General features: G+C 77.3%; 19 protein-coding genes. 9 read left to right on the top strand and 10 right to left on the bottom strand.

The window, feature by feature from the left end:
- Positions 1-45 precede the first annotated feature (45 nt).
- A complete protein-coding gene (locus ACI79Z_RS18375) occupies positions 46-705 on the bottom strand; it encodes a response regulator (protein WP_387987467.1) in 660 nt (219 codons plus the stop codon).
- Positions 702-1,880 (bottom strand): sensor histidine kinase, encoded by a 1,179-nt coding sequence (locus ACI79Z_RS18370; protein WP_387987468.1) that lies wholly within the window; start codon positions 1,878-1,880, stop codon positions 702-704. Before ACI79Z_RS18370 ends, ACI79Z_RS18375 begins: the two co-directional genes overlap by 4 nt.
- Positions 1,881-2,065: 185 nt before the next feature.
- On the opposite strand from ACI79Z_RS18370, the gene ACI79Z_RS18365 reads away from it, so the two are divergent.
- On the top strand, positions 2,066-2,770 hold the full coding sequence (locus ACI79Z_RS18365) for a hypothetical protein (RefSeq protein WP_456903438.1): 705 nt from the start codon (positions 2,066-2,068) through the stop codon (positions 2,768-2,770).
- A 247-nt stretch (positions 2,771-3,017) separates the two neighbouring features.
- Here ACI79Z_RS18365 and ACI79Z_RS18360 read toward each other — a convergent pair whose 3' ends face one another.
- Complete coding sequence (locus ACI79Z_RS18360; RefSeq protein WP_456903437.1) at positions 3,018-4,058, bottom strand: helix-turn-helix transcriptional regulator; 1,041 nt, start codon at positions 4,056-4,058, stop codon at positions 3,018-3,020.
- 105 nt (positions 4,059-4,163) lie between these two features.
- Here ACI79Z_RS18360 and ACI79Z_RS18355 point away from each other — a divergent pair, with 105 nt between their 5' ends.
- Positions 4,164-4,475 carry a hypothetical protein gene (locus ACI79Z_RS18355; protein ID WP_456903436.1) on the top strand — a complete coding sequence of 104 codons (312 nt, stop codon included), beginning with the start codon at positions 4,164-4,166 and terminating at the stop codon, positions 4,473-4,475.
- Between the two features lie 15 nt (positions 4,476-4,490).
- Here ACI79Z_RS18355 and ACI79Z_RS18350 read toward each other — a convergent pair whose 3' ends face one another.
- Positions 4,491-6,311, bottom strand: coding sequence for an ABC-F family ATP-binding cassette domain-containing protein (locus ACI79Z_RS18350; RefSeq protein ID WP_387987475.1), 1,821 nt, complete (start codon positions 6,309-6,311; stop codon positions 4,491-4,493).
- Positions 6,312-6,470: 159 nt separating this feature from the next.
- Here ACI79Z_RS18350 and ACI79Z_RS18345 point away from each other — a divergent pair, with 159 nt between their 5' ends.
- A complete protein-coding gene (locus ACI79Z_RS18345; RefSeq protein WP_387987476.1) occupies positions 6,471-7,244 on the top strand; it encodes a hypothetical protein in 774 nt (257 codons plus the stop codon).
- A gap of 151 nt (positions 7,245-7,395) precedes the next feature.
- Here ACI79Z_RS18345 and ACI79Z_RS18340 read toward each other — a convergent pair whose 3' ends face one another.
- The 3 genes from ACI79Z_RS18340 to ACI79Z_RS18330 are packed head-to-tail and all read right to left on the bottom strand — an operon-like array spanning position 7,396 to position 10,831.
- On the bottom strand, positions 7,396-8,295 hold the full coding sequence (locus ACI79Z_RS18340) for a transglutaminase family protein (protein WP_387987477.1): 900 nt from the start codon (positions 8,293-8,295) through the stop codon (positions 7,396-7,398).
- On the bottom strand, positions 8,292-9,242 hold the full coding sequence (locus tag ACI79Z_RS18335) for an alpha-E domain-containing protein (RefSeq protein WP_387987478.1): 951 nt from the start codon (positions 9,240-9,242) through the stop codon (positions 8,292-8,294). Before ACI79Z_RS18335 ends, ACI79Z_RS18340 begins: the two co-directional genes overlap by 4 nt.
- Positions 9,236-10,831, bottom strand: coding sequence for a circularly permuted type 2 ATP-grasp protein (locus ACI79Z_RS18330; RefSeq protein WP_387987480.1), 1,596 nt, complete (start codon positions 10,829-10,831; stop codon positions 9,236-9,238). Before ACI79Z_RS18330 ends, ACI79Z_RS18335 begins: the two co-directional genes overlap by 7 nt.
- Positions 10,832-10,942: 111 nt before the next feature.
- Between ACI79Z_RS18330 and ACI79Z_RS18325 the strand changes: the two genes are divergently transcribed.
- Positions 10,943-12,475, top strand: coding sequence for a Mur ligase family protein (locus ACI79Z_RS18325; protein WP_456903435.1), 1,533 nt, complete (start codon positions 10,943-10,945; stop codon positions 12,473-12,475).
- Positions 12,476-12,498: 23 nt separating this feature from the next.
- Here ACI79Z_RS18325 and ACI79Z_RS18320 read toward each other — a convergent pair whose 3' ends face one another.
- Both ACI79Z_RS18320 and ACI79Z_RS18315 read right to left on the bottom strand, forming a co-directional pair.
- The gene (locus tag ACI79Z_RS18320; RefSeq protein ID WP_456903434.1) at positions 12,499-13,263 is read right to left on the bottom strand and encodes a class I SAM-dependent methyltransferase; all 765 of its coding nucleotides are present in this window, start codon (positions 13,261-13,263) and stop codon (positions 12,499-12,501) included.
- Positions 13,260-14,279, bottom strand: coding sequence for a methylenetetrahydrofolate reductase C-terminal domain-containing protein (locus tag ACI79Z_RS18315; RefSeq protein ID WP_456903433.1), 1,020 nt, complete (start codon positions 14,277-14,279; stop codon positions 13,260-13,262). The genes ACI79Z_RS18320 and ACI79Z_RS18315 overlap by 4 nt, the downstream gene beginning before the upstream one ends.
- 107 nt (positions 14,280-14,386) lie before the next feature.
- Here ACI79Z_RS18315 and ACI79Z_RS18310 point away from each other — a divergent pair, with 107 nt between their 5' ends.
- The 4 genes from ACI79Z_RS18310 (at position 14,387) to ACI79Z_RS18295 (ending at position 17,862) form a co-directional block, all read left to right on the top strand.
- Positions 14,387-15,373, top strand: coding sequence for a pirin family protein (locus ACI79Z_RS18310; RefSeq protein ID WP_387987487.1), 987 nt, complete (start codon positions 14,387-14,389; stop codon positions 15,371-15,373).
- A gap of 146 nt (positions 15,374-15,519) precedes the next feature.
- On the top strand, positions 15,520-16,431 hold the full coding sequence (locus ACI79Z_RS18305) for a DUF5996 family protein (protein WP_456903432.1): 912 nt from the start codon (positions 15,520-15,522) through the stop codon (positions 16,429-16,431).
- Between the two features lie 34 nt (positions 16,432-16,465).
- Positions 16,466-17,437, top strand: coding sequence for a pirin family protein (locus tag ACI79Z_RS18300; RefSeq protein ID WP_456903431.1), 972 nt, complete (start codon positions 16,466-16,468; stop codon positions 17,435-17,437).
- Positions 17,434-17,862 (top strand): PPOX class F420-dependent oxidoreductase, encoded by a 429-nt coding sequence (locus ACI79Z_RS18295; RefSeq protein WP_387987491.1) that lies wholly within the window; start codon positions 17,434-17,436, stop codon positions 17,860-17,862. Before ACI79Z_RS18300 ends, ACI79Z_RS18295 begins: the two co-directional genes overlap by 4 nt.
- A gap of 129 nt (positions 17,863-17,991) precedes the next feature.
- Here the strand turns inward: ACI79Z_RS18295 and ACI79Z_RS18290 are convergent, their stop codons facing one another.
- The gene (locus ACI79Z_RS18290; protein WP_456903430.1) at positions 17,992-20,055 is read right to left on the bottom strand and encodes a TPM domain-containing protein; all 2,064 of its coding nucleotides are present in this window, start codon (positions 20,053-20,055) and stop codon (positions 17,992-17,994) included.
- Positions 20,056-20,166: 111 nt separating this feature from the next.
- Here ACI79Z_RS18290 and ACI79Z_RS18285 point away from each other — a divergent pair, with 111 nt between their 5' ends.
- Positions 20,167-20,526, top strand: coding sequence for a Rieske (2Fe-2S) protein (locus ACI79Z_RS18285; protein ID WP_387987494.1), 360 nt, complete (start codon positions 20,167-20,169; stop codon positions 20,524-20,526).
- The last annotated feature ends 87 nt before the right edge of the window (positions 20,527-20,613 follow it).

Raw genomic sequence — 20,613 nt, 5'->3', positions numbered from 1 at the left:
TACCGCCGCTCCCGCGCCGGGAAACCGGGGGCGCGGAGAACCGGGTCACCTACCCGGCGTCACCAGGCCCGACTCGTAGGCGAATGCAACCGCCTGGACCCGGTCGCGCAGGCCCAGCTTGAGCAGCACCCGGCTGACGTGCGTCTTCACCGTCGCCTCGCCGAGGTACAGCCGCGCGGCGATCTCGGCGTTGGACAGCCCGGCGGCGACCAGCGCCAGGACGTCGGTCTCCCGCTCGGTCAGCGCCGCGAGCTCCGCGGCGCGGCCGGGGTCGGGCGCGGGCGCCGCGGCGAAGGACCGGATCACCCGCAGCGTCACGGCCGGGTCGAGCAGCCCCTGCCCGGCGGCCACGGTGCGCACCGCGGCCACCAGGTCCTCGGGCGGGGCCACCTTGAGCAGGAACCCGCTGACCCCGGCGCGCAGCGCGGCGGCCACGTACTCGTCCTCGTCGAACGTGGTGAGGACGACGACGCGCGTGGGCAGGCCGGCCCCGACGATCCGGCGGGCCGCCTCGAGCCCGTCCGTGCCGGGCATCCGGACGTCGAGCAGCACCACGTCGGGCGCGAGCTCGGTGACCACCCGCACGCCGCCGGCGCCGTCGCCGGCCTCCCCGACCACCTCGATGTCGGGCTCGGCGGCCAGCACCATCCGCAGGCCGGTGCGGATCATCGACTGGTCGTCGACCAGCACCACCCGGATCGTCACGCGCCCACCGCCGCGGGCGCGCTCGCCGGCGCGGGCACCGGGAAGCCGGCGCGGACCCGGTAGCCGCCGCCGCGGACCGGCCCCACGGAGAGGTCGCCACCGGCCACGGCCACCCGCTCGCGCATGTGCAGCTGCCCGTGCCCGCCGGTGCCGGGGACCGGCGGCGGCACGGGGACCCGCGGCCGGCCGTCGTCGGTGACGGTCACCGTCACCCGGCCCGGCCTCCAGGCGACCTCCACGCACGTGGCCGCGGCACCGGCGTGCCGGACGACGTTGGACAGCGCCTCCTGCACCACGCGGACGGCCGCGACGTCGACCAGCTGCGGCAGCTCGGCCGGCTCCCCCGTGACGACGAGCCGCACCGGCATCCCGCCGGCGCGCAGCTCGGCGAGGACGGCGTCGAGCCGGGACAGCGACGGCCGCGGCGCCGGGTCGCCGCCGCCGGACTCGCGGAGGATGCCGACCACCCGGCGCATCTCGTCGACCGACTCGCGCCCCAGCCGCTCCAGCCCCAGCAGCACGTCCTGGGCCTCCGGGTGGTCGGGCAGCAGCCGGCGCAGGCCGCCCATCTGCAGCACCATCACGCTCACCGCGTGCGCCACCGAGTCGTGCACCTCGCGGGCGATGCGCGCCCGCTCGGCCACCACCGCGGCGCCGGCCACCGCCTCCTGCTGCTCGGCCAGCCGCGCGGCGAGCGCCTGCAGCGCCAGCGAGCGCGAGTGCGACTGCCGCACGAGGACCCCGACCGCCCAGGCGGTGCCGGTGACGACCAGGTAGAAGACGCTCTCCCAGGTGGAGGGGCCGAAGGCGATGCCGCTGCCCACCACGACCAGCGTCGCGACGACGGCCGCGCGCAGCCCCCGCCGCACCGGCAGCACCGCGGCGGCGTGCCCGACGAGGACCGCCATCGCGATCAACTGGGCGCCGCCGGGACCGGGCGTCCCCAGCGCGTAGTTGCCGAGCACGCTGAGGCCGCCGGCCACCGCGGCCGCCTCCGGCCACCGGGCGCCGAGCGCCACGACGGCCCCGACGGCGACGCCGGGCAGCGCGGTGACCAGCGGGTAGCGGAACACCTCCTCGGTCAGCGTCTCGACGACCGACAGCACCGCGAGCACGGCGCCGAGCACCGGCCAGACGAGCCGGCGGGCGGAGGGGGACGACGACCAGCGGGGCACGGCGAGCACGGTAGGGGCCCGCGGGGGTGCCCGGGATCCCCCGCGCGGCCGATGGACACGCGCCCTCCCTCCTCCTCGCGGCGGAGGGCGGTCGGTCCGCCGGGACGGACGTGGCGGAGGGCCCCGCGGCCGGAGAGTCCTCGCCGACGCACCGCAGCGAGCGGTGCCCCGACCGACGAGGACCGATGACCACCTCCCCGCTCCCCACCCGTCCCGCCGCCACCCCCGAGGCGCGCCCGGCCCGCAGCGCCGGCTCGCTGATGCTGCCGATCGCCGGCGCCGCCCTGGTCGGCGGCTCGCTGCTCTACGTCGCCGGCATGGTGACCTCCCCGCCCCAGGACTCCCAGGCCGCGGCCGACTACATCGCGGCCCTGGGTCGCGACGAGGGCCGGACGACGCTGTCGGCGGTGCTGCTGCACTACGGCAACATGGCGCTGGCCCTGGCCTGGCTGGCCGTCCCGACGCTGGTGCGGGGCCGCCGCGGGCGCATCCCGACCGTCGTCGGGGCGCTGCTGTCCGCGATCGGCCTGGTCACCGTGGCCGGCTTCGTGCTCTACGACCACTGGACCGGCGCCATCGGCCGCGAGCTCGACCCGGCCACCGCCCTGGGCCTCTACGACGCCGTCGGGGCCAACCCGGGGGTCGCGGTCGTCGGCGTCCTGACGCTGTTCGGGCTCCTCGGCCCGATCGTCGGGTACGTGGGTCTCGCCCGCGCCGGGGTGACCGGCTGGTGGCTGCTGCTCCCGGCCGTCGGCTGCCTCGTGGCCTCCGCGGTGATCCCGTTCTCGCCGACGGTCCACGGCGCCCTGGCCCTCGTCGGCGCCGTCCCGGCGGTCGTCGTCGGCCTGCGGATGCTCGCCCGCACCCGCGCCGAGGCCGCCGTCGCCTGAGGGAGGACCTCCCTGCCCTCCGCCACTCGCAGGCTCGCGGCGGGCCCCTGCAGGGAGGCCACCCGCTCGTGCTCCGGGTCCGCTGCGGACCCGGAGCACGAGCGCGCGCGGGGCCGGGTCAGCGCTCGGTGCCCTCGGCAGGCAGTGTCGATCACAGGGTGCTGGACGGCCCCCTGGGCGCCTCCGCGCCCGGGTGGACAGGGGCGCGGAGCGACGGCGGGTCACCCCTCGACGAACGCGCCGGGGGTCAGGCGCCGAGGGCACGTGCCAGCAGCGTCCGGCGACTGCGGGTGCCCGTCTTGTCGAACACCGACTTGAGGTGGTCCTGCACGGTGTGCGCGGACAGGAACATCCGTGCGGCCACGTCGCGGGTGTCGGCGCCGGTCGCCAGGTGGGCGAGCAGCTCGGCCTCACGGGCGCTGAGCCCCGTGCAGCGGGCGAACAGCGACAGCCGCTCGGAGGCGCTCGACTCGTGGATGGTGACGGCGATGTCGCGCTCCTCGCGTGGAGCGTCGCCCTCGAGCCGGGCGGCCCGCAGGGTCAGCCAGCGGTTCCCGGCCAGGTGGACCCGCGCCCACGGCGGCGAGGCGTCGACCCCCGCCTCGACAGCGAGCAACTGGGCGGCGACGTTGAGGGCACCGGCCGGAACCGGCGGCCCCTCGTCGTCGCGGGGCACCAGCAGCCGGAGCGCGTCCCGCGTGCCAGGTGTCTGCCGCACCGCCTGCAGGTCCGGCGCCAGCAGCAGGAGCAGGGGCCCGGTCGGGTGGTCGGAGGGCGAGGCGGTCTCGAAGGTGCGCGCCTGGCCGCGCCGCAGGGCCGTGGTGACGGTCGGGGCGACGTCCCGCAGGAACTGCGCGTGGACCCGGTCGAAGGCCCGGCCTCCGGTACGCCACAGCTCCAGGAACGCCCAACAGCCGAAGCCGTCGCGGAAGACCACCGAGGCGACGTCGGCGACGTCGTACCGGCACAGCAGCTCCCGCCACAGCGGGCTGCGCCCGAGGTCGCCGTCGGTGGCCTCGGCGAGCAGCGCGACGGGTCGGTCGGTCAGGGTGGTCCAGCGGTTGAGCGCGGTCAGGTAGCGCAGCCGGGGCAGCTCGGGCAGGCACGGGACGTCGGCCAGCGGCCCGCAGCCCACCCGCGTCTCCGGGTCGGTGAGCACCCAGGCGTAGGCGTCGAACCCGACCGCGCGGCGGAGCTCGGCCAGCAGCCGCAGGCGCAACGTGCGGGCGTCGGCACCCGCCGCGCAGATCCGCTCGACCCGCTCCCGCGCCGCCGTGGACCCGGCCACGACGGCAGGCTACGGACACCCCGCCGCGCCGGACAGCACCGCGCGTCACCGGACCCCAGACATCTGGGATGGGGCCGCCGCCGCCCGGTTCCTAGCGTCGCGGACGTGATCACCCTGCACATCGAGCACCCGATCAGCGACCTCCCCACGTGGAAGGCCGCCTTCGACCTGTTCGCCGAGCGCCGCCGACAGGCCGGCGTGTGCGGCGAGCGGGTACGGCACCCGGTCGACGACGACCGCTACGTCCTCGTCGATCTCGACTTCCCGACCCGGGAGCAGGCGCAGCGCTTCCTCGACTTCCTCGAGACGACGGTGTGGGCCTCCCGCGACAGCTCACCAGCGCTGGCCGGGACGCCCCGGACGCGCCTCCTCGAGCCGGTCCGAGCCGCACCGTCGCTGAGTCGGCGACCCGGGTGAACACCTCCTGCCGGGTCAGCCCTCGGCGAGCTCCGCGGCGGCCAGCCAGTCGGTCTCGACCCGGTCCTTCTCGGCCAGCAGGGTCCGCAGCCGGCCGTCGAGCTCCACGACCCTCGCGTGGTCGGTGGCGGCGGCGGCGAGCTCGGCGTGCAGCCGCTCCTCCTCCGCGCCGAGCTTCTCCAGCCGCCGCTCGAGCCGGGCGGCCTCCTTGCGGGCGGCGCGCACCTCCGCCGCCGAGGGGCCGGCCGGGGCGGGCGCCGGGGCCGCGCCGCCGGCGGGCGCGAGACCGGAGCCGGCCGAGGGCAGTGCCGCCTCACCGGCGGCCCGGCGGGCGAGGTACTCCTCCACCCCGCCGGGCAGCGCGGCCAGCGAGCCGTCGCCCATCAGCGCGACCACCGAGTCGCAGACCCGGTCGACGAAGTACCGGTCGTGGCTGACCACCAGCACCGTGCCGGGGAAGGAGTCGAGCAGGTCCTCGAGCTGGGTGAGCGTGTCGATGTCGAGGTCGTTGGTCGGCTCGTCGAGCAGCAGCACGTTCGGCTCGGCCATGAGCAGGCGCAGCAGCTGCAGCCGCCGCCGCTCGCCGCCGGAGAGGTCGCCGACCGGCGTCCACTGCCGCGACGCCGGGAAGCCGAACCGCTCGGCCAGCGACGACGCGGAGACCTCCTGGTTGCCGATCCGCGCGATGCGGGCGATCTCCTGCACCGCCTCGAGCACCCGCAGCCGCCCGGGCAGCTCGGTGACGTGCTGCGACAGGTACGCGGGCGCCACCGTCTGCCCGCGCACCACCCGGCCGCGGTCCGGCTCGACCTCGCCGACCAGCAGCCGCAGCAGCGAGGTCTTGCCCGCGCCGTTGACGCCGACCACGCCAATGCGGTCGCCGGGGCCCACGTGCCAGGTCAGGTCGCGGAACAGCGCCCGCGGGCCGTCGTCGGAGGGCACGGCGTAGTCGACGTCCTCGACGTCGTAGACGGTCCTGCCGAGCCGCCGGGCGGCGAAGCCCTTCAGCGCCATCGACTCCCGCGGCGGCGGCTCGTCGGCGATGAGCGCCTCGGCCGCCTCGATGCGGAACCGCGGCTTGCTGGTGCGCGCCGGCGCGCCGCGGCGCAGCCACGCGAGCTCCTTGCGCACCAGGTTCAGCCGCCGCTCCTCGGTCACCGCCGCGACGCGGGCGCGCTCGGCGCGGGCCAGCGTGTAGGCCGCGTAGCCGCCCTCGTAGGCGTGCACCGCGCCGTCGGTGACCTCCCAGGTCTGCGTGCAGACCTCGTCGAGGAACCACCGGTCGTGGGTGACGACGACCAGCGCGCCGACCCGCCGCTTGACGAAGTCGGCCAGCCAGGCGACACCCTCGACGTCGAGGTGGTTGGTCGGCTCGTCGAGCACCAGCAGGTCCAGAGGCCGGATCAGCTGCGCGGCCAGGGCGACCCGCCGGCGCTCGCCGCCGGACATCGGGGCGACCGGGCTGTCCAGGCCGAGCCGGTCGAGCTCCAGGCCGGTCAGCACGCTGCGGACGGCCGGGTCGGCGGCCCACTCGTGCTCGGCGGCGAACAGCGTCCCGGGCAGGACGACGTCGCGGACGGTGGCGCCCGGCGGCAGCGTGCCGGACTGGTCGAGGACGCCGACGGCGAGGTCGCCGCGCCGGGTGACCCGGCCGGAGTCGGGCTCCTCGCGGCCGGTGAGGACGCCGAGCAGCGTGGACTTGCCGCTGCCGTTGCGCCCCACGACGCCGATCCGCTCGCCGGCGGCGACGCCGAGGGAGACGCCGTCGAGCAGCACGGTCGTGCCGTGTGCCTTGGAGACCCGCTCGAGGTTGAGCAGGTTCAGCGGGGCGCTCACGGCCGGGTCCAGGTCATCGGACCCCAGTATCCCCGGCCGCCCGCACGCCCCGGCCGCCCGGGGCGGTCCGCTAGTGGACCCCAAGGCACCCGCAAGCGGCGTCCGGAGAGTCATCGGCAGCACACCCCGGGTGTCCGGGGCGGACGAGCGGAGGACGACATGAGCATGACGGCAGCGGCCCACGACACGGCGTTCCCGGCCCCGGCGCCGGCGGCACCGCGCCTGCGGGCGGTCCCGCCGCTGGCCGAGCCCGCCCCGGGGACGACGGCGCTGTGGTGGGCCCGGTTGCTGCGCCGCGGCCCCGGCCCCGTCGAGTACTCGCTGGTGGCGGTCAACTCCGACCGCTTCCCCGACGGCACCCCGGTCGACATGACCGCCGTCGACGCCCGCGGGCGCCGCCCCGCCGGCTGGCAGGTCGACGTCCGGCACCGCGCCTCCGACGGCCGGGTGGTGCGCATCGAGGTCGCCGAGGAGCTGTCGGGGACCTGCCCGCCGATGTGGTTCGCCGAGGTCACCCACGCGACCAGCGCCGTCCCGGCCGCCTCGCTGCTGGCCTTCCGCGGCAACGCCTTCCGGCCCGGCGCGGTCGTCCGCCCGCACGAGGTCGCCGCCGCCGGGGTGCGGATGACCGACCGGATCGCCGAGGTCCGCTGGTGGATCCGCTCCGGCCTGGTCGACGACGTCACCGTCGAGCCGGTGTACCGCGGCCGCGGCGTGGCCCGCACCCTGGTCACCGCCGCCGAGGGGCTGCGCTTCCTGCGCGGCTGGGCGCCGCTGCGCTCCGACGGCCGCCTCACCGACGCCGGCGCCGCCTGGCTGGAGTCCGCCCCGCCCGCGTGGCGGCCGCGGCTGGCCGACCGCACCGAGGTGCTCCCCGACGCCGACGCCGAGGAGGAGCTCACCGGCGTCGCCCGGCTGCTCCGGGGCTTCTAGGCGAGGGGCTCCCCGGGCGAGGGGCTCCCGGGCGAGGAGCTCCCCGGGCGAGGGGCTCCCCGGGCGAGGGGCTCCCGGGCGAGGAGCTCCCCGGGCGAGGGGCTCCCCGGGCGAGGGGCTCCCGGGCGGGGAGCTCCCGGGCGAGGGGCTCCTAGGCCAGCCGGGTGACCTCCACGGTCACCGTGTGCCCCTCGCTGCGCGGGCCCGAGAAGATGCCGGTGAACGGCGGGACGTCGCCGTAGTCGCGGCCGCGGCCCAGGGTCACGTGCCGCGGCCCGATCGGGACGCCGTTGGTGGGGTCGGCGGCGCACCAGCCGCCGTCCCACCACTCCACCCAGGCGTGGCTCTCGCCGGTCACCGTCTCGCCGATGCCGGCCGACGGCCGAGGGTGCAGGTAGCCGGAGACGTAGCGGGCGGGCAGGCCCAGCTCGCGCAGCAGGCCCACGGTGACGTGCGAGATGTCCTGGCAGACGCCCCTGCCCGCCGTCCAGGCCTGCATCGCCGTCGTCCGCACCGACGTCGAGCCGGACAGGTACTCCATGTGCTCGCGGACGAACCGGCACACCGCGGGCCCGGCCTGGTGCGGCGGGGCGTCGCCGACCGCGGCCCGGGCGGCGCGTACCACGGTCGGGTCCATGGCGGTGCGGGGCGTGGGGGCCAGCAGCTCGCCGAAGCGGTCGCGGACCAGGCGGCCGCGGAGGGCGGACCAGCCCACGTGGTCGTGGTCGACGACGTCGGGGCCGGCCTCCACGATCGAGGTACCGGTGACCACCAGCTCCCGGTGCGGGGTGTGCAGGTCGAAGGCGGTGACCGTCGAGCCCCAGTAGTCGCGGTAGGCGAACGCGGTCGCGGCCGGCTCGATCTCCACCCGCGAGCGCAGCGTCGTCTGCCGGCCGCTGTTCTCCGGCGTCAGCCGGGCCTCGTTGTAGGAGGAGCGCACCGGCCCGCCGTAGCGGAACCGGGTGGTGTGCACGACCTGCAGCCGCCAGCGGTCGCCGGGCGGGCGCGGCGCCCGGCCGGGGACCTGGGTCTGGACCTGCGACTGGCTCACGCGACCCCCTCGGGCACCCACACCTGCGGCGCCTGCTCGGTGAAGAACCGGCCGGTGACCGCCGCGCTGGCCAGCGAGCAGGTGCGCTGCAGCTCGTCGAGCCGCTGCGGCAGCCGGTCCAGCAGCTCGGGCGGCGGCATGAACTCGAGCATCGTGCGCGCCCGGCCGACGATCCGGTGCGCCTCGCCGGCCACGCCGATGCGGGTGGCGTCGCGGACGGTGGAGCGCTCCAGCTCGGCCAGGCACGCCTCGGCCTGCTCCAGCGCGGCGAACACCGACCGCGGGAACAGCCGGTCCAGCAGCAGGAACTCCGCTGCGCGGCTGGAGTCGACGACGCCGCGGTAGGTGCGCAGGTAGGGCTCGTAGGCGCCGGTGGAGCGCAGCACCAGCGTCCACGACGGCGCCGCGTCCCCGGCCAGCACGCGGGTGGAGAGGATCCGCGCGGTCATGTCCACCCGCTCCAGCGAGCGGCCGAGGACGAGGAACAGCCAGGACTCGTCGCGGCTCATCGTGGAGTCGGCCAGGCCGAAGACCATGGCCGAGCGCTCGCGGACGAACCGGAACAGCGAGTGCGGCCCGTACCGGCGGGCCATCGTGCGCTGCTGCGGCAGCGCGTTGTGCGTGACGTTGAGCGACTCCCAGATCTCGGCCGAGAGCACCTCGCGGGCACCGCGGGCGTTCTCCCGCGCCGCCGACAGCGCCCCGACGATCGAGCTCGGGCTGTCCCGCTCGAAGGCCAGGGTCGCGAGCACCCGCTCGGTGTCGGCCTCCTCCTCGGGCACGCCCGCGCCCATGAGGCCGAGCAGGTTCGCGCAGGCCCGCCGCTCGTCGATCCACGGGTCCTCGACCAGCCGCTGGGTGTGCACGTCGAGGATCCGGGCGGTGTCGTCGGCGCGCTCGACGTACCGGCCGATCCAGAACAGCGACTCCGCGATCCGGCTCAGCACGGCGTCTCCCCCAGGGTCTGCTGCTGCTGTTGCGACTGGCCGGCGACGGCGTCCTCGAACGGGCCGGGGTCCTGGCCGGGCGGGTCGCCGGGCAGGTCGGCGGCGGTGAACTCGATCCGGGTGCGCGCCGGCGGCTCGTCGTCCTCGGGCGCCGGCCGCGGCGGGCTGAACACCCACGTGTCCTTCGAGCCCCCGCCCTGGCTGGAGTTGACCACCAGCTCGCCCTCGGGCAGCGCCACGCGGGTCAGCCCGCCGGGCAGCACCCAGACCCGCTCGCCGTCGTTGACGGCGAACGGCCGCAGGTCGACGTGCCGCGGGGCGATCCGGCCGCCCACCAGCGTCGGCGACGTCGACAGCCCGATCGGCCGCTGCGCGATCCAGTCGCGGGGCCGGGCGCGGACCTTCTCCGCCAGCTCGGCGAGCGTCGCGTCGTCGGCGCGCGGGCCGATGACGATGCCCTTGCCGCCCGAGCCGTCGACCGGCTTGAGCACCAGCTGGTCGAGGGAGTCGAGCACCCAGCGCACGGTGTCCTCGTCGTCGAGCCGGTGGGTCTCGGCGTTGTCGAGGACCGGCTCCTCGGCGAGGTAGTAGCGGACGAGGTCGGGCACCCAGGTGTAGAGCAGCTTGTCGTCGGCGACGCCGTTGCCGACGGCGTTGGCGATGGTCACCCGGCCGGCGCGGGCGGCGTTGAGGACGCCGGCGCAGCCGATCACCGAGTCGGGACGGAAGTGCACCGGGTCGAGGAAGTCGTCGTCGATGCGCCGGTAGATGACGTCGACGCGGCGCTGGCCGTCGGTGGTGCGCATGCTCACCTGGTTGCCGGCGCACACCAGGTCGCGGCCCTCGACCAGCTCCACCCCCATCTGCCGGGCCAGCAGCGCGTGCTCGAAGTAGGCGGAGTTGTAGACGCCCGGGGTGAGCAGGACGACGGTCGGGTCGCTGACGTTGGGCGGCGCCGAGGCCTTGAGCGCCTCGAGCAGCCGGGTCGGGTAGTCCGCGACCGGCTCGATGCGGTGGTCGGCGAACAGCTCGGGCAGCACCTGGCTCATCGCCGCGCGGTTGGTGATGACGTAGCTGACCCCGGACGGCGAGCGCAGGTTGTCCTCGAGCACCCGGAAGTCGCCGGCCTCGTCGCGCACCAGGTCGATCCCGGCCACGTGCACCCGCACGCCGTTGGGCGGCACCAGCCCGTGGGCCTGCCGGTGGAAGTGCGCGCTCGTCGTGACCACGCTGCGCGGCACGACGCCGTCGGCGAAGACCTCACCCGCGCCGTAGACGTCGGCGAGGAAGGCCTCCAGCGCGTGCACCCGCTGGGCGACGCCGCGCTCGACGACCGCCCACTCGTCGGCCCCGATCACCCGCGGCACGATGTCCAGCGGGAAGGGCTGCTCCTCGCCGGCGTGGGCGAAGGTGACCCCGGCGTCCCGGTAGGTCTGCGACAGCAGGTCCGCCCGCGCGGCGAGCTCCTCGCCGGCCATCGGCTGCAGCGACGCGAACAGCCCGGCGTAGGCCGGCCGGGGCTGCGCCGGGCCGCCGAACATCTCGTCCCACTGCTCCCCGAGTGGGTAGCCGTCGAAGAGGTCCGCCATGGTCCGGAACCTAGTTCGGGCGTGTGTCCGGCGCGTTTCCGGACGGCGACGACGCGCCGGGGCGCATTGCTCGACCTGCGAGAACATTGCGCGCCACCTACCGTCGGCCGGGTGCCCCTCCCCGCCGTGACCTGGCCGGACGTCGAGCGGCGGGCGGCCACCGTCCCCGGCGGGGAGGTCCGCCGCGTCGGGGGTACCGACGCCCTGACCGTGCGCGGCCTGGTCACCGACTCCCGGCGGGTGGCGCCCGGCTCGCTGTTCGCCTGCGTCCGCGGCGCGGTCAGCGACGGGCACCGGCACGCCGGGGCCGCCGCGCGGGCGGGTGCCGCGGCGCTGCTGGTGGACCGGCCGGTCGACGTCGCGCTGCCGCAGCTGCGCGTCTCCTCGGTGCGCGCCCAGCTCGGCCCGCTCGGCGCGCTGCTCGCCGGCGACCCGGCGCGCGCCCTGCGCCTGGTCGGGGTGACCGGCAGCAACGGCAAGACGACGACCGGCGCGCTCGTGCGCGGGGTGCTCGACGCGGCGGGCGTCCGCACCGGCGTCGTCGGCACGCTCGGCGCGTCCGTCGGCACCCGCTCGCGCGGGACGGCGCTGACCACGCCCGAGGCCCCGGAGCTGCACGAGCTGCTGCGCTGGATGGTCGACGCCGGGGCGCGGCGGGCCGTCGTCGAGGCGTCCTCGATCGCGCTGGACGTGGGCCGCATCGACGGGCTGCGCTTCGACGTCGCGGTGTTCACCGGCTTCGAGGAGGACCACCTCGACCACCACGGCACCCTCGAGCAGTACTGGGCGAGCAAGGCGCGGCTGTTCGAGCGCGACCGCGCGGCGGCCGGCGTCGTGGTGGTCGACGAGCCGTGGGGCCGGCGGCTGGCCGACCAGGCGCCGGTGCCGGTGACCCGCGTGGGCTCGGCCGCGGACGCCGACGTCCGGGTCCTGGGCTGGCGCACCGGCGCCGGCGGCACCGACGTGCTGCTGGCCGACGACACCGGCGGCCACCGGGTGCACAGCCCGCTGGTCGGCCGGGTGCACGTGACCAACCTGGCCGCGGCGTGGGCCACCGGGCGGGTGCTCGGGGTGGACCCGGTGCGGATCGCCGACGGCCTGGCCACGGTCGCGCCGCCGCGGGGGCGCAACACCGTGCTCGGCGGGCGCGGGCGGCCGCTGGTCGTCGTGGACTACGCGCACACCCCGCGCGCGCTGGCCGCGGCGGTCACCACCGCCCGCGACCTGTGCGGGCCCGGCGGCCGGGTGCACCTGGTGCTCGGCGCCCGCGGCCGCCGCGACCGGTACAAGCGGCAGGGCCTGGGCGAGTCCGCCCGCGCGGCCGACGTCGTCTGGCTGACCAACGAGGGCAGCCACGGGGAGGACCCGGCGGCGATCGTGGCCGAGCTGCGGGTCGGCCTGCTGGGAGCGGACGCGGCCGTGCGCACCGTCCCGGACCGGCGCGCGGCGATCCTGGCGGCGGTGCGCGCCGCCGGCCCGGCCGACGTCGTCCTGCTCGTGGGTCGCGGGCACGAGACCCGGGTGCTCGACACGACCGACCCGCGCGACGCCGTCCACCTCGACGACGCCGAGGTCGCCACCACCGCGCTGATCGCCGAGCACGGCCCGCCGGTGGTCGCCACCGAGGGCGAGCTCGCCTCCTGACCCGCCCCTCCCCGCGGCCGGCGTCAGCGCGCCTCGGCGACCCCGAGCCACGGCCGCAGCACGCCGTCGGCGAGCAGCCGGCCCACCCGGCGGGACTGCTCCTGCGCCTCGCGCCAGCGCGGGTCCTCCCCGTGCCGGCGGGCCACCTCGGCGTCGACGGCGTCGGCCCGCCCGCTCCACTCCGGCGGGCTGTCCCCGAGGTCCGCGGTCGCGGTCTCCCCCAGCCGGAACCCGGCCGCGGTCACCAGCTCCGCCAGTTCGCGCTCGCCGGGGAACTCGTTGCCCTCCGGCAGCGGCGGCGGCAGCGGGCCGACGGCGACGAAGACCAGCAGGCCCAGCCGGCCGCCGTCGGCCAGCACCCGGCGCAGCTCGGCCAGCGCACCGGGCTTGTCGGCGGTCGTGCACAGCACCCCGAGGCACCACTCCGCGTCGAACGCGGCGTCGCGGAAGGGCAGCCGCTGGGCCACCGCCGTGACCGACGGCAGGCCGAACAACCGGGCGGCCGCCCGCGCCGCGGTGTGCATCGGCTCGGCGCACACGGGCCGGACCCCGCGGTCGGCGGCCAGCCAGCCGGCCGGGCCGCCGACCCCGGCGCCGGCGTCGAGCACCCGGCTGCCCGGGCGCAGCGCCAGCCGGTCGGCCAGCCAGCGCAGCGCGCCCTCGCTGCCGCTGCCGCGGCACCCGGCCGGGATGGCGTGCCCGGCCCCCAGCGCCCGCACCGCCTCCTCGGTCCAGCCGGCGACGTCGCCGAACTCGGCCTCCATCGCCTCGCTCTCCAGCTCGCTCACGCGACCTCCCGGACGGCGGCGGCGACCTCCGCCTTGACCTGCGCCCCTGCGTCCTCCCCGCCGCCCGCGGCCAGGCCGGAGAGGTTGACCCCGACGACCCCGGGGACCGCCAGCAGCGCCCGGGCCTCGGCCACCGCGGCCGCGATGCCGGCCGCCCGGGGGTCCGGGGCCGCGAGCACGCGCTCGACCGTCGCGTCGTCCACGTGCAGGCCGGGGAACCCCTGGAGCACCCGGGCCGACCGCTCGTCGGTGTAGACCGCCACCGCGGCGACGAACGGCAGCGTGGCCCCGGCCCGGCGGGCCGCGGCGACGAAGGCCGCCACCTCGGCCGGCGTGCGCACGTGGTTGAGCACGCACAGCTGCGCGCCGGCCCGCTGCTTGTCCGCCACCCGGGCGGGGCGCCGGTGCACCGGCGGTGCGGACGGCGACTCCGGGACGGCGACCGGCAGCCCGGCGGTCGCCGCGAGCGCGGCCAGCCGGACGCCGTCGAGGTCGAAGACCTGGGTGGCGCCGGGCCGGACACCGGGGCCGCGGGCGTCGCCGGTCACGCAGAGGACGCCGTCGACGCCGACGGCGGCCAGGCCGGCCAGCTCCTGCTCGAGGACGACGCGGTTGCGGTCCCGGCAGGCCAGCGTGGTCCACGGCCGGCCGCCGGCCTGCAGGACCTCCGCGGCGACGAGGGTGGGCGGGAAGTCCGGGCGGTTGGCGTGCTCGCCCACCAGCAGCCCGTCGGAGACGGGGGCCAGCGCCCCGACCACCCGGCGCAGGGAGGCCGGGTCGTAGGGCGCCACGCTGAGGTCGGTCAGCACGACGGGCCGGGTGCGGGCGCGGTCGAGCAGGCCGCCCGGCCGGGGCGGCGCGGGGGGCGGCGCCGGCGCCTCCCACGCCGGCGCGGGGTCGTCGACGAAGACGCACCGCTCCTCGGCGACCTCGCAGCGGCCGTCGTCCCGGACCCCGCCGCACGGACCGAAGACCATGCGCTTCGGGCAACCGGGCCGCCGGCCGACCTCGTCCACCCCCGGGGCGTGACCGGTGCGCGGGCGGGCGAAACGACCGGGAACAGATCCGCCGCACGCGGTGCTGTGGTCGCCACTGGTTGAGAGCTCAACTGAGGAGGCCGGCGATGCCCGCCGTCACCGTCGAGGACACCACCACCCTGCCGCGCGTCCCGCTGCCCGGGCCGGGCACGGTCCGCCGCCGCACCCGCTCGGTGACCACCGCGCCGTCGGGCCTCGAGGGCGAGGGCTTCCCGGTCCGCCGCGCCTTCGCCGGGGTCGACCTGCGCGACCTGGACCCGTTCCTGCACATGGACCAGATGGGCGAGGTCGAGTACGCCCCCGGTGAGCCCAGGGGCACGTCCTGGCACCCGCACCGCGGCTTCGAGACCGTCACCTACATCCTCGACGGCACCTTCGAGCACGCCGACTCGCACGGGGGCGGCGGCACGATCAGCGACGGCGACACGCAGTGGATGACCGCCGGCGGCGGCGTGCTGCACGTCGAGCGGCCGCCGGAGCACCTCGTCGCCAGCGGCGGGCTGTTCCACGGCCTGCAGCTGTGGGTGAACCTGCCGCGGGCGCAGAAGTGGGTGCAGCCGCGGTACCAGGACCTGCGCGCCGACCGGTCGGTGCTGCTGGCCAGCCCCGACGCCGGCGCGTTGCTGCGGGTCATCGCCGGCGACGTCGCCGGACACCGCGGGCCGGGCTCGACGTACACGCCGATGGCGATGGTGCACGCCACCGTCTCCCCCGGCGCGACGCTCGACCTGCCGTGGGACCCCTCGTTCAACGCACTGGTCTACGTCCTGTCCGGCGCCGGCTCGGTCGGCATCGACGGGGCGCCGGTGCGCACCGGCCGGCTCGCCGTCCTCGGCCCCGGTGACACGGTGACCGTCCGCGGCGCGGTGCGGCAGGAGTCGCGCACGCCGGCGCTCGACGTCGTCGTCCTCGGCGGGCGGCCGATCCGTGAGCCGATCGCGATGTACGGGCCGTTCGTCATGAACACCCGGCAGGAGCTGCTCGACGCGTTCGCCGACTCCCGGGCCGGCCGGCTCGGCAGCATCCCGGCCACCTACGCGCACGCCGCCGTGCGCGGCGGGACCGGGCAGTGAGCACCGGACGGTGAGCAGCGGACGGTGAGCAGCGGACGGTGAGCAACGGACGGTGAGCAACGGACGGTGAGCACGGCCCCGGTGGCGGCTTCCGCGCCGCCGCCGGGGCCTGCATGCTGGCCGCGACCGCCGACCGAGGAGCCCCCGTGCCCGTCTTCCCGCCCGTGCCGCTGGCCGACTGGGCCGACACCAAGGACACCCTGCACCGGTTCCTGCAGGTCGTGGGCAAGCTGCGGCTGGCCAACGCCCCGCGGCGCAACCACTGGTGGCACGTCCCCTTCCACCTCACCGGCCGCGGCCTGACCACCCGGCCAATGGGCTTCGACCCCGTCTTCGCCGTCGACCTCGACCTGGTCGACCACCGGCTCGAGATCGCCGTGGCCGACGGGCGGCGGACGTCGTTCCCGCTGCCCGGGCTGAGCGTGGCGGCCTTCTACCGGCAGCTGCTCGGCAGCCTGTCGGCGCTGGGCCTGCCCGCGACCGTCGAGCTGCCCGTCCCCTTCGACCTGGCCGACCGCACGCCGTTCGCCGAGGACGAGCACCACGCCGCCTACGACCGCGCCGCGGTGACCCGCTACTGGGTGGTGCTCGGCCAGGTGGCCCAGGTGCTCGAGGAGTTCGCCGGCCGCAGCTACGCCAAGACCAGCCCGGTGCACCACTTCTGGCACACCTTCGACCTGGCCGTCACCCGCTTCTCCGACCGCCGGGTGGAGCAGCCGGACACCGTCGACCCGGTCACCCGCGAGGCCTACTCGCACGAGGTGGTCAGCGCCGGCTTCTGGTTCGGCGACGACCAGGTCCCGGAGCCGGCGTTCTACTCCTACACCGCGCCCGAGCCCGCGGGCCTGGCCGAGGAGCCGCTGCGGCCGGCGGCGGCGCGGTGGATCGACAGCCGCGGCGCCCACCTCGCGCTGCTGCCCTACGAGGACGTGCGGGCGGCGGCCGACCCGCGCGCCACCGTCCTGGAGTTCCTGGACAGCGCCTACGCCGCCGGCGCCCGCCGCGCCGGCTGGGACCTGGCCGCGCTGCGCTGCCCGACCGCGCCCGAACCCCGCTGACCCTGCCCACCGTCCGCCGTCCGGAGGTCCGCCCATGAGCAACACCGAGCCCCGCCCCACCCCGCGCGAGGTGGGTGGCCTGGACGGCACGGCCGCCGGTCCGGCCCTCGACCTGCTGCCCGCCAAGGAGGTGCCGCTGGGGGAGAACACCGTCGTCCGGCGGCTGCTGCCGACTCTCGGCCGCCGGATGGTCGGCGCCTGGGCGTTCGTCGACCACTACGGCCCCGACGACGTCGCGGCGACCTCCGGCATGCAGGTGACCCCGCACCCGCACACCGGGCTGCAGACGGTGTCCTGGCTGCTCCAGGGCACCGTGCACCACCGCGACTCGCTCGGCAGCGACGTCACCTTCGGCCCCGGCCAGCTCGCGCTCATGACCGCCGGGCACGGCATCGCGCACTCCGAGCAGTCGCCGGTGCCGCACCCGCGGTTCCTGCACGGCGCCCAGCTGTGGGTGGCGCTGCCCGACGCCACCCGCGACACCGCGCCTGCCTTCGAGCACCACGCGACGCTGCCCGGGTTCACCTCCGACGGGCTGACCGCGACGGTGCTCATGGGCGGGTTCGGCGGCGCGGTGTCGCCGGGCACCGCGCACACGCCGATCGTCGGCGTCGACCTGGACCTGGCCGCGGGCGCCGACGTCGAGGTGCCGCTGGAGCCGGACTTCGAGCACGCGCTCCTCGGCGCCTCGGGCGGGGCCGACGTCGAGGGCGCGCCGCTGGGGCACGGGGCGATGGTCTACCTGGGCACCGGCCGGCGGTCGGTGCGGATCCGGACCGAGGCGGCCACGAGGCTGCTGCTGCTCGGCGGCGAGCCGTTCGAGGAGCGGCTGGTCATGTGGTGGAACTTCGTCGGCCGCTCCGGCGAGGAGATCGCCGAGTACGCCGAGCGGTGGAACGACGGCGACCCGCGGTTCGGCGTCGTCGCCGGGTTCGACGAGGACCAGCGGCAGCTCGCGCCGGCGCTGCCGCCGGTGCCGCTCAAGGCCCGGGGGCGGGTCCGGTGACCGCCGACGAGCGGCACCTGGCCTTCGTGGCGGAGCACCACATGGGCGTGCTGGCCACGGTCAAGCGCGACGGGCGGCCCCAGGTGTCCACCGTCGGCTACGCCTACGACCCGGAGCGGCGGCTGTTCCGGATCTCGGTGACCGCGGACCGGGCCAAGACGCGCAACCTCCGGGCCGACCCGCGGCTCACCCTGCACGTGACCTCGCGCGACCTCTGGTCGTGGGTGGCCGTCGAGGGCACCGCGGAGCTCACCCCGGTCGCCGCCGACCCGCACGACGCCACGGTGGAGGAGCTCGTCGCCTACTACCGCGGCATCTCCGAGGAGCACGAGGACTGGGACGACTACCGCCGGGCGATGGTGGCCGAGCGGCGCCTGGTCGTCCGGTTCACCCCCGAGCACACCTACGGCCAGCTGCCCGGCTGACCCGGGCTGACGCGCCCGGCGGCTCCTCCGGCAGGGAGGAGCCGGTTGCCGCCCTCCGGCGCGCCGGGGACGACCCGCCCGGGCCGCCGAGCCTCCCGTGCACCTCCGCGGACGTGCGCGGGAGCCGCGTCAGAAGCGGCCGCCGCCGCTGCGGCCGCGGCTGCGCGAGCCGCCGAAGCTGCCGCCCCGCGGCCGCCCGCCACCGCTCCCCAGGCCACCGCTCCCCAGGCCACCACCGAAGCCACCGCCGAGGCCCCCGCCCCCGTGGCCCCGGCCGTGCCCGCCGCCGAAGCCGCCGGCCAGGATGCCGCCGAGCACGAGGCTGCCGAGGTCGACGCCGCCCCGCCCGCCGCCGTACCCCGGCCCGTACCCCGGCCCGTAGCCGCCGCCGTACCCGCCGCCGTACCCGCCGCCGTAGCCCGAGGACCACGTGGCGACGTCGGCCTGCGCGAGCTGCAGCGCCGACTGCGCGAGCTGGTCGGCCAGCTGCGCCTCCCGCAGCGCGCCCTCGGGGTCGGTGCGCCCGGTGCCGACGGCGGCGTCGAGGTGGCGCTGCGCCTCGGCCAGCCGCGTGCGGGCCTCGGGGCCGACCGCGCCGCGCCGGGTGGCGACGAAGTCCGCCGCGGCGGCCACCGCCGAGCGGGCCCGCAGCAGCGTCTGGTCCAGCGCCGCGGCCGCCCGGCGGGCCCGGGTCTGCGCGTCCCGGGCGACGGCGAGCGCCTGCTCCAGCGCGACGTCGGCCTCCTCCAGCCTTCGCAGCGCGGTGAGCGGGTCGGGCAGCGCGCCGTCGCCGGAGCCCATGGCCTCCTCCGCCGCGGCGAGCCCCGCCTCGGCCCGGGCCACCTGCGGCCGCAGCCCGCCGGCGTCCCCGGAGGCCACCAGGGCGCGGGCCTCGGCGAGGTCCTCCTCGGTCTCGGCGCGGACGGCGGGCAGCCGGGCGGCGGCCTCCTCGAGGTCGCGCTCGAGCCGGGCGACGGCGTCGAGCAGCGTGCCGACCTGGGCCACCGCGTCCTCGGCCGCCCGCAGGTCGCCCACCGCCTCGCCGGAGCGGCCGGCGTCGAGCGCGGCCCGGGCCTCGGCGACCTCCTGCTCGGCGGCGGCCAGCCGCGCGCGGGCCTGGTCGAGGTTGTCGGCCACCGGCGCCAGCGCGGACGCCGCGTACCGCCGCTGCAGCCGGGTCATCCGCTGCTCGTCCTGCGGCAGCCTGCCGTGCAGCGCGGTGATCCGCGGGCCCAGCGCCTCCAGCGCCTGCGGGGCGGTGCGCTCGAGGTCGCGCAGCTGCTCGAAGGCCTGCGCCTGCTCGTCGAGCCGGGCGTCGGCGGCCGCGGTGAGCTGCAGGATCTCGCCCAGGATCCGCCGCCGCGCCGGCTCGTCCTCCGGGACCTCGTCGTCGAGCTGCTGGCGCAGCGTGAAGGCGCGGGTGAGCTCCTGCCGCGACTGCCCCAGCGCCTCGGTGAACCCGGCGACGGCGGCCTCCCCGTACTGCAGCCGGGCGAAGTCCAGGTCCAGCTGGGAGGTCTTCACCGCCTCGTCGAGGTCGAGCAGCGCGGCGCCGGCCCGGCCCTGCAGCTCCTCGGTGGGCACACCGGCGTTCGGGTCGGGCCGCTCGATCCGCGTCGTCGGCGGCGGCGTCCCCTGCCGGCGGCGCCGCGAGCGCGCCACCAGGTAGGCACCTCCGCCGACGACGGCGACCCCTCCGACGACGGCGGCGGTGACGGCCCCCGAGCCACCGTCGGAGCCGGAGCCCGCCGGGTCGCCGACGCCCTCGGCGAAGGCCACCCCGGCGCCGGCCCAGTCGTCGGCGCCGAGCTCGGGCTCGACGTCGCGCGCGAGGAACTCCTCGACCTCCGCGTCCGTCTGCGGGAACGCGTCGTCGACCCAGTAGCCGTAGCGCCGGTCGTCCACCGCGACGGCGAACAGCACGTCGGTCGACCCGAGTCCGGACGCCTCCGCGGTGGCCTGCGCCCACGCCCCCTGGTCGATGCCGTCGAAGCTGGCCACGTAGACGACGAACGCCTGCGTGCCGTCCTCGGCCTGCCGCTCGTCGACCGCCTGCTGCACCTGCGCGAGTCCCCCGGAGCCGAGCACGCCGGCGCGGTCGGTCACCTCGTCGGGGACGTCGAAGGGCGGCTCGGCCAGCGCCGGGCTGCCGCCGGCGACCAGGACCGCGGCCGTGACTGCGAGGACCCCCATCAGCCGGCGCACGGTCCCGACCCTAGGTGGGCGCCTCCCTTTCGGCGGGATGGGACGGGCACGACCGGGTAGGGGGCGGTCGACCGAGTCCCGACCCGAGGAGGACCACCCGTGAGCGAGACCGACCGCATCCCCGCCGACCGGCTGCCCCCGGGGACGGTGGGCCGGGCCGGGAGGTGGGCGGTGGGCAACCGCGACGGCGAGTACTTCGCCGTGTCCCGCCGCTGCCGCCACCAGCTCGCCGACCTCTCCGAGGGGTCCCTCGACGAGGACGGCTGCCTGGTCTGCCCGTGGCACCAGAGCCGGTTCGACGTGCGCACCGGCGAGATGGTCGAGGGCCCGCGCGGCTTCCTCGGCTACCACGGGCCCACGCCGGGCTACACCCAGTTCGTCCGGGGCTACGCGAAGGTGCTGCGGCTGCGGGTGAAGCGGGCGCTGCGCCGCGGCGACGACGTCGTCGTGGAGGACTGAGGCACGGGGAGCGATCCCCACGTCCCGGCGGCCGGGACGTGGGGACGGCCCTCCTGCAGGGCGCCGCCGCGAGCCTGGGAGCGGCCG

This window comes from Geodermatophilus sp. SYSU D00663 (assembly GCF_054050655.1).
Note: the sequence above shows the minus strand (reverse complement) of the source record. Positions and strands in the feature narration are given on the sequence as shown.

Coding starts and splice junctions, on each gene's coding strand:
- ACI79Z_RS18300 (WP_456903431.1), top strand. CDS start 16,466: ATGAGCAACACCGAGCCCCGCCCCACCCCGCGCGAGGTGGGTGGCCTG.
- ACI79Z_RS18330 (WP_387987480.1), bottom strand. CDS start 10,831: ATGGCGGACCTCTTCGACGGCTACCCACTCGGGGAGCAGTGGGACGAG.
- ACI79Z_RS18310 (WP_387987487.1), top strand. CDS start 14,387: ATGCCCGCCGTCACCGTCGAGGACACCACCACCCTGCCGCGCGTCCCG.
- ACI79Z_RS18345 (WP_387987476.1), top strand. CDS start 6,471: ATGAGCATGACGGCAGCGGCCCACGACACGGCGTTCCCGGCCCCGGCG.
- ACI79Z_RS18290 (WP_456903430.1), bottom strand. CDS start 20,055: ATGGGGGTCCTCGCAGTCACGGCCGCGGTCCTGGTCGCCGGCGGCAGC.
- ACI79Z_RS18365 (WP_456903438.1), top strand. CDS start 2,066: ATGACCACCTCCCCGCTCCCCACCCGTCCCGCCGCCACCCCCGAGGCG.